Source organism: Blautia marasmi (assembly GCF_900258535.1).
In the GTDB taxonomy this organism is placed as follows: Bacteria; Bacillota; Clostridia; order Lachnospirales; family Lachnospiraceae; genus Blautia; species Blautia hominis.
In genome coordinates this window covers 2,606,037-2,621,974 of sequence record NZ_OIWX01000001.1, presented here as the reverse complement: position 1 = coordinate 2,621,974, position 15,938 = coordinate 2,606,037, and the positions used below count along the sequence as shown (strand labels likewise).

The window sequence follows — 15,938 nt, the reverse complement described above, 5'->3', positions numbered from 1 at the left end:
CAGTCAAAATCCGGCATTTTTACATGGACCTTACTCCTTGTAATGAAAAAATTCGCTGTTTTTGTACTCCTTTGGGGATATTCCCACTACCTTTTTAAAAATCCTTGAAAAATAATACTGGTCCTGATACCCAAGCTGCTGCGCCACTTCATAAATATAGAGGTTTGTGGAACGCAGAAGTTTGCAGGCCTCCTTCATTTTGAGGCTGATATAAAAATCCATAGGCGCGTGCCGGGTATATTTCCGGAATATTACATTCAGATAGCTTTTAGACAACTCAAATTCCTCTGCGATCTGCTGAAGGGTCAGCTCCTCATGCAGATGTTTGTACATATAACGCACCACATTGGTCACATGGCGGTTCTGCTCCAGCGTGGTGTGGTGCTTTTCCCTGTTATACGTCTCAGCCAGGATCAGGGAGAGGACCTGGGATATGTAGATAAAATTTCCAAGGGTATAGTTCCCGTCCAGCACGCGGAACAGCAGCTCAAACAAAAACATCATACGGTTGGTGGCGTTATCCGAATTGAATGTCACTGTTTTGCACTCTTCAAGCGGAAAATACTTTACATCCTCCCCTTTAAAATGGACCCACAAAATACTCCAGGGGTCATCCTCGCAGGCATAGTATCTGTGGCCGCAGTATCTGGGTATGCAGAAGGCTTCATTCTCATGTATCATATACTTTCTGTTATTTACATATACGATTCCGCTTCCCGCTGTGCAGTAAATGAAAATGTATTCCTCAATCCCATCCCTTCTTTCTCTGTAATGATGCGTTGCACAGGGAAAAAAACCCACATCTGTCAGGAACAGCCTCCGTACAAGGGGATGCTCCACATAATCCTGAAATGCCTCTGTGGGAAGCACCACCATGCGCTCCCCCTTAAATCCGTCTCTTTTTCTTTCTTCCGTAATTTCCTGTTCAAATATATTCATGAAAATATAGTATCACACCAGTGTAATATTGTCCATGAATAGCCAGAATATGATATTCCTATTCTGTGAGCAGGATAGTAAAATGATTGCAGAACAAATGGAACGGCGGACAGATCTACACCCCCGCCTCATAAAAAATAAAAGGTAACTGTCCAGGCAACAGGAAGACCTGCTGGATTGTTACGATAAAAGGAGCTAAGCATATGTCACAAGTAAAACCGGTAAGAATCTGGGAGGAACCCTGCGTTATCCCCACCTACAAAGTCTATCCCCCGGAAAAAAGCCCTCTTTTTATTGAAAAACGGGCTTATCAGGGAAGCACCGGAAAAGTATATCCGCTTCCGGTAACGGAAAAGATCTCTGACACAAAAGAGGACGTAACCTATCATGCGGTCTGCCTGGAAAATGAATATTTAAAGGTGATGGTACTCCCCGAACTGGGGGGCCGTATCCAGAGAGCCTATGACAAGACCAATGGGTACGATTTTGTCTATTACAACCATGTGATCAAACCTGCGCTGGTAGGGCTTACCGGGCCATGGATTTCAGGGGGGATCGAATTTAACTGGCCTCAGCACCACCGCCCCTCCACGTACTCCCCGGTGGAATATACCACAAAGGAGAATCCGGACGGCTCCTGCACCGTATTTGTCAGTGAGATTGATAAGATGTACGGTACAAAAGGCATGGCATCCATCACTCTGTATCCCCAAAAGGCCTATATTGAGATCAAGGGACAGCTTTACAACAATACAGACCTCCCCCAGACGTTCCTGTGGTGGGCCAATCCTGCTGTCCCGGTAAATGACCATACCTACTCCGTATTTCCGCCGGATGTGAACGCTGTTATGGACCACGGAAAACGGGCGGTTTCCACCTTCCCCATTGCCACAGGGGAATATTATAAATGTGACTACTCCGCGGGTGTGGACATTTCCCGTTATAAAAACGTGAAGGTTCCCACCTCCTATATGGCTGCCCATTCAGATTATGATTTTATTGGAAACTATGACGAAAAAGAGGAGGCCGGACTGCTGCATGTGGCTGACCACCACATTTCCCCCGGCAAAAAGCAGTGGACCTGGGGAAACGGGGATTTTGGCCGTACCTGGGACAGAAACCTGACAGACGAGGACGGTCCCTACATAGAACTGATGACCGGGGTTTTCACAGACAACCAGCCGGATTTCACCTGGCTGAAGCCACAGGAAGAGAAGACTTTTGTCCAGTATTTTATGCCTTACAAAGGTGTGGGCAGAGTTGGCAATGCCACAAAGGAGGCCATGGTCAGCATCAGCACCCCCGCCGCCGACGGCTCGGTCACCTTAAAAGTCTATACCACGGGAGTTTATGAACATGCATCCATCCATGTTTTGGAAAAGGATCAGATCCTCTGTGAGACATCTGCGGACCTGACACCTGAAAAATGCTATGAAGTCTCATTCCCGGCACCCGTCCATATGCCGGACTGTAAGGTGACGGTATCCCACAGCGGCAGAGTCCTGGTTGAATATGCGGTTTATGAAGAAAAGCTGAAACCCATCCCTGAACCCGCCAGTCCTATGAAAGCTCCCCAGGATATGAGATCCACGGAAGAGCTTTACCTGGCGGCTTCCCACCTGGAACAGTACCGTCATGCCACCTATGATCCGGCTGCCTATTATCTGGAAGGCCTCAGACGGGACGCCACGGATATCCGCCTGAACAATGGATACGGCCTCCTGCTTTTTAGAAGAGGGCATATAAAAGACAGCATCCGCCACTTTCAGGCCGCCGTGGAAAAACAGACCCGGAAAAATCCTAACCCCTATACCGGGGAATGTTATTTTAATCTGGGGCTGGCCCTGGAAGCTGACGGGCAGGAGGAGCAGGCATTCGATGCCTTCTACAAATCCACATGGAGCGCTGAGACACAGAGTACAGGTTTTTACTGGCTTGCCTGCCTGTCCGCCCGAAAAGGAAAATATGAGGAGGCCCTGGAATTTGCCGAAAAAGCTCTGCTGCGCAACTGGCACAGCATGAAAGTCCGCACCCTGAAAGCAGCTCTCATGAGAAAACTTGGCAGGGATAACACCGACCTGGTGGAGGAAAGCCTTTCCATTGACCCGTTATATATGGGATGCCTGTATGAAAAAGCAGTCTCCTCCGGCACATTCCTGTTCTGGAAAGAGAAAATGCGCAGGGAAGCCCACAATTACCTGGAACTTTCCTATCTGTATAAAAACGCGGGGCTGTATGAAGATGCGCTGAGGATCCTGGAAGCCTGCGAGGCTGAAAATCCCATGCTGTTTTATTACCAATCCAGCATCCATCTGCTGACAGACAACCGGGAGGCTGCCCTTGCCTGTGCAAAAAGGGCCGAGGCCGCACCTTCTGATTACTGTTTCCCTAACCGGACCCAGGAATACGGCATTCTGGCGGATGCGGTAAACCTGCTGGAGTCCGCCCCCATGGCACACTACTATCTCGGTAACCTTCTGTATGATAAAAAGCAGTATGAGGAAGCCATTGTCCACTGGGAACTATCCGCAGCGGAAAAACCGGACTTTGCCATGACATGCCGCAATCTTGCCATTGCTTACTATAATAAGAAAAACCTGCCTGAAAAGGCTATGGAGATGATGGAAAAAGCCTGCGGCCTGGACAGCACTTATCCGAGGCTGTGGCTTGAATACGACCAATTGGCAGCCAAACTTTGTATTCCGGTAAAAGAGCGCCTTAAAACCATGGAATCCCACCCAAAGATCACGGCACAGAGAGATGACTTATACCTGCGATATATCACTCTCCTGAATGGTATCGGACGTTACAGGGATGCCCTTGCCGCCCTCACGTCCCGGCAGTTCCATCCGTGGGAAGGCGGGGAAGGAAAGGTAAGCGCCCAGTACCGTTTTGCCCTGATACGTCTGGCGGAGGAAAAACTGGAAGAAAATGAACCGGAGAAGGCCTTTTCTCTCCTAAAATCATCCCTCACCTATCCGGAAAATCTGGGAGAGGGAAAACTGCCCAATGTGCCGGATAATGAAGCCTTCTACTTCATGGGAAAGGCCTGCGGTATGATGGGGCAGGAAGAAGAATCCGTTAAATATTTCCGCCTGGCTGCCTCAGGCTCCCAGGAACCGTCCTCCGTCCTCTATTACAATGACCAGCCATCTGATTATATCTACTATCAGGGGCTTGCATACCGGGAACTGGGGGAGGAAAACGCGACAAAAAAATCCTTCCATCAGCTTATCACCTACGGGGAAAAGCATCTCTTTGATAAGGTATCCTATGATTTCTTTGCCGTCTCCCTGCCGGAGATCGAGGTCTTCCAGGATGATCTGCCGCTTAGGAATACCCAATATTGCCGCTACTTAAGAGCGCTGGGCGCAGCCGGACTTGGTGAAAAAGAAAAAGCAGTATCACTGCTGAAAGAGATTCTGGGGAAACAAAATGATCATTTTAAAGCGGAAGCGTTTCTGCGAGAATTGAAATATCGTAAAAGTTTGTAAAGGATGAAGGAGACATGGTTATTTTTTGTTGAACTTTATGTCCTTTTATGTTATAGTACTGATAGAGAGAGGTTTAGCCATCCACATAGGTGGCAGCCTCGTGGGATTTTATTTCACACCTACCCTGTTGTGCTGAACAGGGTAGGTATTTTTATTTTCGCTTGTGTCTACTCTCTATGTAGGCAAGCAGTGTTATAATGAATATTCCAAAGGATAACATTATCTTATTTCTGTCCAAGAAGAAGGACCAACCCCCTTTTAAGGGTTTTGGTCCTTCTCTTATCAGCCGTCAGGCCGTCTTTACATTTTTACTGAATAAAGTCTTAATCCCATCAACCGCCATGATCACAGCCAGAACTACAATAGGAACGATCAGCGCACACTGGAGTCCCTCCACGAGAGCCTGCCCGGTTCCTCCTGCCAGCTTCAACACATTGTTCTTAAATGTGAGAACCAGAGTACTGAGCGTTGCCGCGAGCATGAAGAACATAGGGAAGTAGAACATCTTGTTGTTTTTCCCAATCCTTTTCAGCCAGCAGGAAACTGCCAAAAATGCAGGGACAGATACAAGCTGGTTGCAGGCTCCGAACAAAGCCCATATCTTTTGATATCCGGCAATTGTCAGAAGTGCTGCGCATGCAATGGTGATCACGGTTGCCACATACATGTTGCTGAGGATATTCTTTCCTCCGTCCTTTTTAAAAGCAAACAGTTCCTGGAACAGGAAACGTCCAAGACGCGTAGCTGTATCCAGAGATGTGAGAGCGAATGCGGAAATAGCCAGAAGAATGATGGTCTTCATGGTTGTGACTGCCATATCCCCCATTCCCATATTTGCAAAGAAGGTACTGATCGCCGTGGCAAAAACTACCGGTGGTGTACCGATCTCCGCATAGGCACCGTCAGAAGTCAGATATCCCACAGCGATCAAAGCGATAACTGCAAGCACACACTCGATGAGCATGGAACCATACCCTATAAGCTTTGCGTCCTTCTCGCTGTTGAGCTGTTTTGAGGTGGTACCTGACCCGATCAGGCTGTGGAATCCTGACACTGCACCACAGGCCACTGTGATAAACAGGAATGGGAACAATGTCTGCCCCCCGATATTCCATCCGGTAAATGCTTTGAGCTGTACATCCGGATTGGTAAAGAAAATACCGATAGCTGCGGCGATCATCATAAAATACAGCAGAAAACTGTTCAGATAATCACGGGGCTGCAGCAAGATCCACACTGGCGCCACTGAAGCAATAAATATATAAATAAAAATAACCACAAGCCATGCTGTTTTTGAAAAATAAATCGGGCATTTAAGTCCCACAAAGATGCACAGTGCCAGAAGAAGGACACCGGCAACGGTTGTGATACCCAGATTTATGTTTTTCCGGTTGAGAAAACCGAATCCCACAGCCAGGGGAATGAACAGCATAGATGCCATAGCTACAGAACCATTGGCAGCATTTTTTACCATATCCCCGTCTGCATTGGCCGTGAATCCGGCAAAGGTTCCCGCCACAATATCCGCAAATGCCGCGACAACCAGAATCAGCACCAGCCAGGCAAACACTGTAAAGCATACCTTTGATTTATGGGAAATATTCTCCTCAATAACTTCACCCAGAGATTTTCCTTTGTGGCGGATGGATGCAAACAATGCGGAAAAATCCTGCACTGCTCCGAAAAAGATACCTCCGATAACGATCCACAAAAGCACAGGCACCCATCCAAAAATAGCTGCCTGAATAGGTCCGTTGATAGGACCCGCGCCCGCAATGGATGAAAAATGATGTCCCAGCAGTACAGGTGCTTTGGCAGGCACAAAGTCCACGCCGTCCTCCTCCGTATGTGCCGGTGTCTCATGTTTGGGATCCACGCCCCACTGTTTTGCCAGCCAGGAACCGTAGGTCACATAGGCGATCACGAAAATCAAAATTGCCACACCCAGAATTACAACTCCACTCATAACTCTTTTCCTCCTCTTATTAGATGCTATGTAACTGTGAAGGTGCTGTACAGTTACGGTGATATTTAAAAAGATGGAAACATCTTTTTATATCCTTTTACCAAATCCTTTGCCGCAGCGTTGCCATAAATCCTGTGGTTCTCCATATCAAAAAGCACCACACGCTCCTCCGAAAATCCCCGTACGGCAAACCGGTAATTTTTTCTGAATTTCAGTTTTTTCAGCGAGTTTACCGCCTCGTCAGAGACCGCCTTCTCAGAGATAAACACGCCTGTCAGATAAGTATACATGTGATCCTTTACCGGCTCCTTCTCCCCGCCTCTGATCAGCTCAGGTTCCATATACTCTAAGAGCTGCTTCTGAAAGCGCAGGATATCCCCATTCTGGACCACATCCCTGCATTGAAAAAAAGCGTGTTCAAAACAGTGCGCACGCCATAGCTCCGCCCGTTTTACCAGTACATATTTGGCACTGGTCATGCAGAATCCGGCATAGGCATCATAAACCTCTCCATGAAACTCATACGGCTCCTCCACATCAAAATTTGACCTGTATGTATCGACTATCTTATCCAGTATGTACTCACTATTCATTTTATTCTCCACATAAAAGCTGTATTAGGTTTCAGTAGTAATTTATTAACTTTATAAAGTAATTATAAAATTTATATAAAATATACCATTATATTATAAATATTACAACCCCTTTGTTTCATTTTTCATATCTGCCATAACTTACAGTTATATCACGACTCCCCGCACCCTCTCCCTTGGGATTTCCATGCCTGTCCCCAAATTGCTTACACACGCATTTTTTTGGGCAGAAAAAACACGCACAGATTTCATATCCATGCGTGTTTTCCCTCTATTCCATATTATTTTTTGGCTTTCCCCGTGACTTCCTTCATCCGGATCTTCCAGATACCTGTCACTTTCAGACTTTTTCTGACCGCATCTTCAAATTCGCCCATATTTGCAGGGGTGTGGCGCTCACACAGAATCCTGAGGGCATTGATCTTCTCCCGGTCATCTGTCACTTCCTCTGCGTGTCCGCTGATAATGGCTGATTCAAACTTTGTGGTAAACTGATCCTCAAGCCGTTTTGTGTCTCCCACACATACCAGGCAGACCTGTGGGTTCTGCTTTAAGATATCTATTTTCCTGCCCGCCTTTGCCGTGTGAAAATAGATGACATCCCCGTCTCTGACTATGGTTATGGGTACCGCATAGGGCATCCCTTCCCGGTCTGTCATAGACAGCACAGCCCATTCACATTTGTCTGATACTTCCAAAGCAAACTCCCGTGACATTTCCCTGTCTTTTCTTCTCATACATATCCTCCTGTACTGCCAGTCCTGTCCGCAGACCTGCCAAAGATCATCCCAGGATCTTTTTTAAATCCTCATCCGGTGTGCTGACAGGTGAAATCTGGAAATTATCTACCAGATAGTTTAACACATTTTTTGACACAAAGGCAGGTAATGTTGGTCCGAGATAAATATTTTTTATCCCCAGGTGCAAAAGTGTCAGCAGGATACTTACGGCTTTCTGCTCGTACCAGGAGAGTACCAGGGTCAGCGGCAGTTCATTGACACCGCAGTGAAAGGCTTCTGCCAGAGCAGACGCCACCTTAACGGCACCAAAAGCGTCATTACACTGACCCATATCCATAAGTCTGGGAAGGCCCCCGATCTCCCCCAGATCCAGGTCATTGAAACGGTATTTTCCGCAGGCCAGCGTGAGGATGACGGAATCCTTTGGCGCCTTCTGAACAAATTCTGTATAGTAGTTTCTCCCTGTTCTGGCGCCGTCACATCCCCCTACCAGGAAAAAGTGGCTGATCTGACCTGCTTTGACAGCCTCAACCACCTGGTCTGCCGCACTCAAAATGGTGTTGTGCCCAAAGCCCGTTGTCAGAGTGCTTCCTCCGTTGATGCCGGAAAAAGTCCTGTCCTCTGAATATCCTTTCAGTTCTATTGCTTTCTCAATGACCGCAGAGAAATCCCTGTCTTCCCCCACATGGGTCATGCCCGGATAGCTGACAACGCCTGTGGTGAATACCCTGTCCCTGTAGCTGTCTTTCGGAGGCATAATGCAGTTGGTGGTAAAAAGGATTGGAGCCGGAAGGCCGGCAAACTCTTTTTGCTGGTTCTGCCATGCAGTGCCGAAGTTTCCTTTCAGATGTGCATATTTTCTAAGCTCCGGATAAGCATGTGCAGGCAGCATCTCCCCGTGTGTATAAATGTTGATGCCTTTTCCCTCTGTCTGTTCAAGAAGCAGTTTCAAGTCTCTCAGGTCATGGCCCGAAATGACAATGAACGGCCCTTTTTCCACTTTCATCTCCACCTTGGCCGGCGCAGGAATCCCATAAGTCTCTGTGTTTGCTTTATCCAGCAGTTCCATACACTTAAAATTCACTGCCCCCTCTTCCATGACCAGAGGAAGCAGATTCTCCATCTCTCTGTCCTGGCCGATAGCTGCCATCCCTTTATAGAAAAATGCGTTTACCTGATCATTGGTATATCCCAGGACCATGGCATGGTAAGCATAGGCCGCGGTACCTCTCAGTCCAAACAGCAGAAGGGATTTCAGGGAACGGATATCTTCCTGGTCCTTCCAAAGTTTTTCCATAGGATAATCAGCGGTCCTTCCGCAGGGTTCCTGACAGGACATACATCCGGGTACATACTTTGCAGTCTCCTGATGCACTGCCTCAATCTGCTTTTTCAGGGATTCATCATCAAAATTCACATTTGTCAAAGTTGCAAACAGGCCCTCCATCATGAGGCGGTCTGTCTCCGGTTCCGCTTTATCCTCCCCCACCGCTTGGGCAAGTCCGATCAAAGCCCCTGTCAGCTCATCCTGAAGCTTTGCGGTGGTATCCTGTTTCCCGCACACTCCTCTGTTCCCTTTGCATCCGCTGCATCCTGCAGTCTGTTCACATTGATAACAAAACATTTTTTCTTCCATCCTTGTTTTCCTCTCCTTTTCTGTTGGGCACATCTATCGTGCCATGGTCTTTTTATGATACAGCCTATATTAAACGGAGACACTATCTCTCCAGCAGATCACCTTGGGTAGATACCGTTACCACCTGAAGGGGGATTTCTTTTCCGGATCTTGAGAGAGCTGCTTTCACCGCACGCTCTATGCCGCCGCAGCACGGAACCTCCATACGCAGGACCGTCACGCTTTTTACCTCATTTATCCCCAGGACCTCCGACAGTTTCTCAGAATAATCCACACTGTCCAGCTTGGGACAGCCGATAAGCACTACCCTGTCTTTCATAAACTCCCCATGAAATCCCGCATAGGCATATGCTGTGCAGTCCGCTGCGATCAGCAGGTCTGCCTCCTGAAAAAAGGATGCTGCCGGAGATACCAGTTTTATCTGCACCGGCCAGGGGCGGGAACCACTCTCCTCAAAAGCTATGGCCCCTGTGGGACATACCGGAAGGCAGTCTCCGATACCGTCACACAATTCTTTCTTCAAAAGCTTTGCCTTGCCGTTCACCATGCCTATGGCACCCTCATGGCAGGCACCTGCACATAGACCGCAGCCGTTGCATTTACTTTCATCTATCTGAACCAGTTTTCTTGCCATTGCATTTCCTCCTCTGTTCTTGTCTTTTCATGGATAATATACTATAATAAAAACAATAATTCTGTTGTATGTACAACAAGCAAGAAAGGATTCTAACATTTATGCGCGCATATCCCATAAAAGATTTAAAACACTCCCCTTTATTTCGGGGAATCACTGAAGATGAACTTGGCACCATGCTGGACTGTCTGTCAGGAACTATACGAAAATATAAAAAGGACGCTTCCATCTTCCGATGGGGCGACCAGATCTCACAGATTGGGCTTATATTGAAAGGCAACGTCCATATTGTAAGGGAAAGCTATTGGGGAAAGGAATCTCTGCTCGCCCGGCTGGGTCCGGGGGACCTGTTCGGGGAAACCTATGCCTGTGTTCCTCAGGCTGCTTTTGACGGCACAGCTCTGGCCGCGGCTGATACGGAAATCCTGTTTCTGGATCTGAAACGCGTGCTGACTACCTGTTCCTCAGCCTGCCGCTTTCATACCAGACTGATCCAAAATCTACTCGGTGTACTGGCAGAAAAGAACCTCCATTTTTCCAGAAAAATAGACTGCCTGGCACCTCACACCATCCGTGCCAAACTGATGGAATACTTTTCACAGCAGACAAGGCTTCAGGGCACCAGAACTTTTACCATTCCCTTTAACAGGCAGCAGCTCGCAGACTATCTGTCTGTTGACAGAAGCTCCATGACGGTGGAATTGTATAAAATGAAGGATGAGGGTCTGATTGAATTTCAGAAGAATCAGTTCACAGTCTGCTGAAAATGATTTTCTCCACATTATTTACTTGGCAGGTTAATTGGAGTGCAATATATTAAACTACACCATTATTAATAAAAATAGGTGCGCATTAATATAAGGAGTGCAATACCGCCGAATGGATTGACTTATCTGCTGTAAAATGAATCTGTAACTAAAAAGGACACTTCCTCATGCGAAATGTCCTTTTTACTCCAGCCAGCACTGTTTATCCTTTTGATTTGCGAAAGTATCTCGATACGGACTGGCCTTTTTTTACTCCAGCCAGCACTGTTTCTCCCCAATCTTACTGGTAAAGATACGTCCTCTGTCCTTCTCATCTTTTGCCTGGTGATATTTAAACAGCATATTGCCGTCCCCCATCTCACCTAAGATCTCAATCTTGCCGGTTACATGGGAGAGGACATAGCGGAAACATTTTCCCTGGCCGCTCTGCATCTGTTTTGCGCGCTCCACAATGCGGAAGGCCTCATGCAGAGGCACCTGGAACTGGCTGTGTACTCCGGTCACAGGCCTGCACTGGAACACATAATAGGGAATAATACCCATGGCTGTGGTCTCCTGCAGAAGTCTGCCCAGGATTTCCGGCCTGTCATTTACCCCTTTTAACAGCACTGTTTGGTTCTTCACTACAATTCCGGCACGCATCAGGGTATGTACGGCTTCTGCCGCCTCCTCCGTCAGCTCCCTGGGATGGTTGAACTGGGTGACAACGTAAATCTGTTTCTTCTTTCCATACGCAGTAAGCATATCCACCAGTTCCGGATCTGTGGTGATCCTCTGAGGAAGCACCACAGGGGTTCTGCTGCCGAACCGGATCAGGTTCAGATGTTCGATCCCTGAAAATTCCTCCAAATACTTTCTAATGGTCCGGTTGCTGTTGAGAAACGCGTCTCCGCCGGACACCAGCACATTATTGATCTCCTCATGCTGCCGCACATACTGGGCCATTTCGCTGATATACTCCGCGATCTCATCACCTGACAGCCCTACCAGGCGCTTGCGGAAGCAGTGACGACAGTACATGGCGCACTGATTTGTGGAGAGTATCAGCACCGTGGCATCATACTTATGCTGCATACCCGTCATAACTGTGTTGTCATGCTCACCGCTGGTATCCATCTCGCCTCCGGCCTTCAGTTCCGCATCTGCCGGAATACAGAGTTTTCTTATGGGATCCTCCGGGTCATTTTCGTCCACAAGAGACAAATAATAAGGATTCACAAACATGGGAAACATATCCTGAATCTTGCAAAGCGCAGGAAGCTCCTCCTCTGTAATATGCAGGCGTCCTGCAAGCTCCCTGACATCATCGTATCCGTTTTTTAATAACTCTTTCCAATCTGCCATAATCATGTCTCCCCTTTCTTCTTCCTGACAGCCGAATGCTGCCTTTTTTCACATCGTAAACACTGTATAAAAGTATTGTACTAAATTTCCTTGGAGATTTCATCATTTTTCCTTTAATTTTTATCCAATATTTACAAAATGTTTATATTTTCGTGTATGATTATGACAAATAGATTGTTTTTTTGCGGCCTATTTCTGTTCACAAACGTAACCATCCAGTAGGTCTGCGCATTCACTGCGCTGACCAAAGCATTCCGCAGCCAGGCAAAAATCCCATCGCCAAAGGCGATCCTGCATGGATTTTGCGTGTAACTGTGATGGTACTGAACCGTTACTCACAAACCATGATATGCTCCCCGTGGAGGTCCCTGCGTCCTGTAAATCGGAAACCGGCATTTTTATACATACCGGCAGCCACATCGTTTCCCTCAATAACACTCAGGTATATTTTCTTTCTGCCGTATTCCTTTCTGAGCCGTTCCAGTAAAAGGTGCAGTGCTGCTTTGCCATATCCTTTTCCCTGATATTTCTCATCGATCAAAAGCCTGTCCATCCAGACCCGACCGACCGGAAAATACTCCCAGAAAAATCCGTACATGGCAAATCCCACCAGCTCCTCCCCGTGGTAGATTCCCACAGGTCTCCAGCTTTTCCTTTTATCCGCCTCATCCAGGCACTGCTGTACACTCTCAATAAAATGCTCCTGCCCTTTTCCCACCTTAAGCTGCAGGACATCTGCTCTGTTCTCCTCTGTGACCGGTTTAAAAGTTATATTCATAAAGATACATCTCCAGACGGAATCTCTGCCCACGGGGACTCACCAACAGTTCACGGCAGTCCAGGCGCTCAAACTCCTGGCTTTCATAAAATTTATAATTACAGGTATTATCGGTATAGACATAGACACTTTCTGCGCTTTTGGCCCGGAAATAGCCTCTTAACTGTCCCCACAGTTCCTTTCCCACGCCGCATCCTCTGACTGCCTTTGACACGGCAAAGAATACAACCTCCCCGTCAAACTTCTTTCCGCAGCCTTCCAACATCTCTTTGTCTGTTTTGTCAAATCCCCGGAACTGTCTGCCCACTTTCCTTCCGTCCCCGGACAGCATCAGTCTCAGGCCGCCGAAAAAACTTTTTATGTGCATCCCCACATTCATTTTCCTGTCACCGTTATACTGCCCGATAATGATCCCCACAACCCTGTCCCTGCAGACAGCCACCCTGGCAAAGGTTTTCTGTGTCAGACAGCCTCTCAGATATACCTTTGCCATCTGCTTTGCTGTGGACGGCTTGTCGCAGATGCTGTCATAGTTCCATGTGTCCCTGATAATCTTCTCAATGTAGGGATAATCCTTTTTTTCTAAGTCCCTGTAAGTTACATTCAACTTTCTTTGTTTCATCATTCCACCTCATTAAATGCCGCCCCCTGTCCTGGGGGTACCCGGCTTTATTTGCTGTCATATGCTATTCTAAACTATACACCAGCTGTAAGGTCAAGAAATAAACTATGAAAAATGCATGAATCCAATCTAAAAAGGCATGGTCCTGTGATTTTGCATTCACAGAACACCATGCCTTTTATCTCCTTACCGGTATCTGCCGATTCCATTGGGAGTCAAATATACGGATCAGGAACAATAAATATTCAGCGCATCCCTCAAAAATTCAGCGGCTCCGTCCTGAATCCGGTCGTAATAAGCCTTGAACCGCTCATCCGCTGCATACATCTCTCCCATTTCTCTGTGGGCCTCCCTGGAATATGCGCTGTCGCTCCAGAACATGCAGAGCCACTGCCTGTGCAGATCACAAGCCTTCTGCGCAGTCTTCCCTGCCGGATCCCCCTCCGCCATAGCTGCCTTCAGGGTTTCCATGATCTCCCCGCTTAAATCTTCCTGTTTTTTCCACTCTTCCTTGCTCATACCCGCAAGCTTCCTGTTGGACGCCTCAACAGCTTCCTCCCCGTAGGCTTCACGCACCTCCCTGCCGTATTTCTCTTCATTTTCTTTTATCAGATCACGTTTAAATCCCTCAAATTTTTCTTTGTCGCTCATAATAGCTCTTCCTTTCATAGAATCCAGAGTCCTCCTGACATTGTAGATCAGGATCTCAGTCTGTCTTTTTTTCTGCAGAAGGGCTGTAAGATGTTCTTCCAAGGCTTTCTCCCTGTCAAATCCGGGATTTTTCACAATCTCCCTGATCTCTTCCAGGGGCAGGCCAAGCTCACGGTAAAACAGGATCTGCTGCAGCAGATCCACCTGCATCTGCCCGTAGATGCGGTAGCCGTTTGGATTTACCCGTTCGGGCCTGAGTAATCCAATCTCGTCGTAATACCGGAGTGTCCGCTTGCTGACCCCGGATACCTGTGCCAGCCGGTTCACTGTATATTCCATCTTTCCACCTCCTTCACTTGAAAGGATAAGGGTTTACGCAGCGTGAATGTCAATACTTTTTTTTAAGAAATTTTATTTCTTCTCTTTTCCAGAACTTCCGTTATGGTTCCGTGCTTTTTATCCAGGTCAAAAAACAGTGCAGCCAGAATTCCCAGTCCTGAGAGTACAGCCGGGATCCAGAATACATTTCCTTTGATAGCCGCAAGGGCTTTTGCAGACTGGGCACTGCCGGCTGTATAACCGCCTGCCCCCAAAACAATGGAGGAGATGATGGGTGCAAACGCGATTCCCAGCTTATTGGTGCACATCATCACAGAAGTCATGATTCCCTGAGGCCTTTCCCCTGTCAGATACTCCACCTCATCCATAGTATCGGAACATGCGGGATACAATGGGCCTGTACAAAGGTTGGAGGCCACACCGCAGAGAAAATTAAACACAACCTGTCCTGCCACATTGCTACCGGAAACTGCCATACCCAGTATAGAGAGTATCATTCCCATACTCCCCAGGACCATGCATTTCCTGTTCCCCACCCGGTCAAGCACCTGCCCGATAAACGGGGAGCTGACCAGCATGGAGATGGGCGACATGGCCAGAAGCAGGGTTGCCAGGTCCTCATTCTCAAGCACATATTTGGCATAATAGACAATCCCGGAAGTCCGCAGCGTGAGCGCGCAGGTAATAAGAAGTGCTACAGCGCAGAGGGCTGTCCAGGAACGGCTTTTGAGGGCATGTCGCAGCTCATCCAAAATTTTCACCTGCTCAGACTGCACAGCAATTCTCTCCCGGCACTGGACCGTACAGTTCATAAGAAAAACTGCGCTTATCACCGCAAATACAAGTCCGGTAAAAATGTACCCCTTTTTGCCGCCCCCCAAAAGAGCCACAAGGGGAAGGGTACAGGCATTGGATATCATGCTTCCCACTCCAATCCCCATAAGCTTATAGTTATTGATGCTTCTCCTCTGCTTTACATTGCCGGTCATCAAGGAGAGAAGTGTACCATAGGCTGTATTATTCACAGCATAAAGAATACAAAACATCAGATAGGTGAAGAACGCGAATGCTGTCTTACCTGCCGCAGATACATCCGGCACTGCAAACATGAGAAAGAAAAACAGCATCAGCGGTATGGTGGTTGCGTAAAGAAACGGTTTTGTCCTGCCCAGCCGCGAATGGACCTTATCAATAGCCACACCGGTAGCCAGGTTGGTAAACGCCTCAATGATCCTGGCAGCTCCCAGAATGAGGCCCACAGCCGCCACAGAAATCCCCACCGTATCGGTATAATAGTAAGACAGGTAAGCTGAAGTCACCCCAAACGTAATACAGTTGGCAGCATCACCGCCTCCGAAGCTCAGCTTCTCCATTGTTGTAAGCGGTCTCTTTTCCATGGTTCCATCCTCCGTATGCATTGCCCGCTAAAAATATA

At 47.6% G+C, this 15,938-nt stretch carries 14 protein-coding genes; 2 read left to right on the top strand and 12 right to left on the bottom strand.

The genetic code is table 11. The features are described from left to right. Window positions 1–30: 30 nt before the first annotated feature. On the bottom strand, window positions 31–939 hold the full coding sequence (locus C6P39_RS11350) for an AraC family transcriptional regulator (RefSeq protein ID WP_242987018.1): 909 nt from the start codon (window positions 937–939) through the stop codon (window positions 31–33). Between the two features lie 203 nt (window positions 940–1,142). Between C6P39_RS11350 and C6P39_RS11345 the strand changes: the two genes are divergently transcribed. Continuing rightward, window positions 1,143–4,433 carry a DUF5107 domain-containing protein gene (locus C6P39_RS11345; RefSeq protein WP_104803863.1) on the top strand — a complete coding sequence of 1,097 codons (3,291 nt, stop codon included), beginning with the start codon at window positions 1,143–1,145 and terminating at the stop codon, window positions 4,431–4,433. A gap of 151 nt (window positions 4,434–4,584) precedes the next feature. Here C6P39_RS11345 and C6P39_RS28740 read toward each other — a convergent pair whose 3' ends face one another. From C6P39_RS28740 to C6P39_RS11320, 6 genes are all read right to left on the bottom strand, one after another. Next, entirely contained in the window at window positions 4,585–4,653 is a 69-nt protein-coding gene (locus tag C6P39_RS28740) for a putative holin-like toxin (protein ID WP_243135207.1), read from the bottom strand. A gap of 69 nt (window positions 4,654–4,722) precedes the next feature. Then, window positions 4,723–6,399: a carbon starvation CstA family protein gene (locus tag C6P39_RS11340; protein WP_095174871.1), complete on the bottom strand. Its 1,677-nt coding sequence runs from the start codon at window positions 6,397–6,399 to the stop codon at window positions 4,723–4,725. Between the two features lie 65 nt (window positions 6,400–6,464). Continuing rightward, window positions 6,465–6,992: a hypothetical protein gene (locus C6P39_RS11335; protein WP_104803862.1), complete on the bottom strand. Its 528-nt coding sequence runs from the start codon at window positions 6,990–6,992 to the stop codon at window positions 6,465–6,467. Window positions 6,993–7,273: 281 nt separating this feature from the next. After that, window positions 7,274–7,729, bottom strand: coding sequence for a pyridoxamine 5'-phosphate oxidase family protein (locus tag C6P39_RS11330; RefSeq protein WP_104803861.1), 456 nt, complete (start codon window positions 7,727–7,729; stop codon window positions 7,274–7,276). A gap of 46 nt (window positions 7,730–7,775) precedes the next feature. Beyond that, window positions 7,776–9,368, bottom strand: a complete 1,593-nt coding sequence (gene hcp, locus C6P39_RS11325; RefSeq protein WP_187144037.1) for a hydroxylamine reductase — start codon at window positions 9,366–9,368, stop codon at window positions 7,776–7,778. An 82-nt stretch (window positions 9,369–9,450) separates the two neighbouring features. Continuing rightward, on the bottom strand, window positions 9,451–10,002 hold the full coding sequence (locus tag C6P39_RS11320; RefSeq protein ID WP_104803860.1) for an ATP-binding protein: 552 nt from the start codon (window positions 10,000–10,002) through the stop codon (window positions 9,451–9,453). 101 nt (window positions 10,003–10,103) lie between these two features. Between C6P39_RS11320 and C6P39_RS11315 the strand changes: the two genes are divergently transcribed. Beyond that, window positions 10,104–10,766, top strand: coding sequence for a Crp/Fnr family transcriptional regulator (locus C6P39_RS11315; protein ID WP_095174875.1), 663 nt, complete (start codon window positions 10,104–10,106; stop codon window positions 10,764–10,766). 252 nt (window positions 10,767–11,018) lie between these two features. Here C6P39_RS11315 and C6P39_RS11310 read toward each other — a convergent pair whose 3' ends face one another. The 5 genes from C6P39_RS11310 to C6P39_RS11290 form a co-directional block, all read right to left on the bottom strand. Next, the gene (locus C6P39_RS11310; RefSeq protein WP_104803859.1) at window positions 11,019–12,113 is read right to left on the bottom strand and encodes a KamA family radical SAM protein; all 1,095 of its coding nucleotides are present in this window, start codon (window positions 12,111–12,113) and stop codon (window positions 11,019–11,021) included. 331 nt (window positions 12,114–12,444) lie between these two features. Then, window positions 12,445–12,891 carry a GNAT family N-acetyltransferase gene (locus tag C6P39_RS11305; protein WP_095174877.1) on the bottom strand — a complete coding sequence of 149 codons (447 nt, stop codon included), beginning with the start codon at window positions 12,889–12,891 and terminating at the stop codon, window positions 12,445–12,447. Continuing rightward, complete coding sequence (locus C6P39_RS11300; RefSeq protein ID WP_104803858.1) at window positions 12,875–13,516, bottom strand: GNAT family N-acetyltransferase; 642 nt, start codon at window positions 13,514–13,516, stop codon at window positions 12,875–12,877. The genes C6P39_RS11305 and C6P39_RS11300 overlap by 17 nt, the downstream gene beginning before the upstream one ends. A gap of 225 nt (window positions 13,517–13,741) precedes the next feature. Then, window positions 13,742–14,503, bottom strand: a complete 762-nt coding sequence (locus tag C6P39_RS11295; protein ID WP_104803857.1) for a MerR family transcriptional regulator — start codon at window positions 14,501–14,503, stop codon at window positions 13,742–13,744. Window positions 14,504–14,565: 62 nt separating this feature from the next. Next, window positions 14,566–15,900: an MFS transporter gene (locus tag C6P39_RS11290; RefSeq protein ID WP_158661539.1), complete on the bottom strand. Its 1,335-nt coding sequence runs from the start codon at window positions 15,898–15,900 to the stop codon at window positions 14,566–14,568. Window positions 15,901–15,938: the final 38 nt, after the last annotated feature.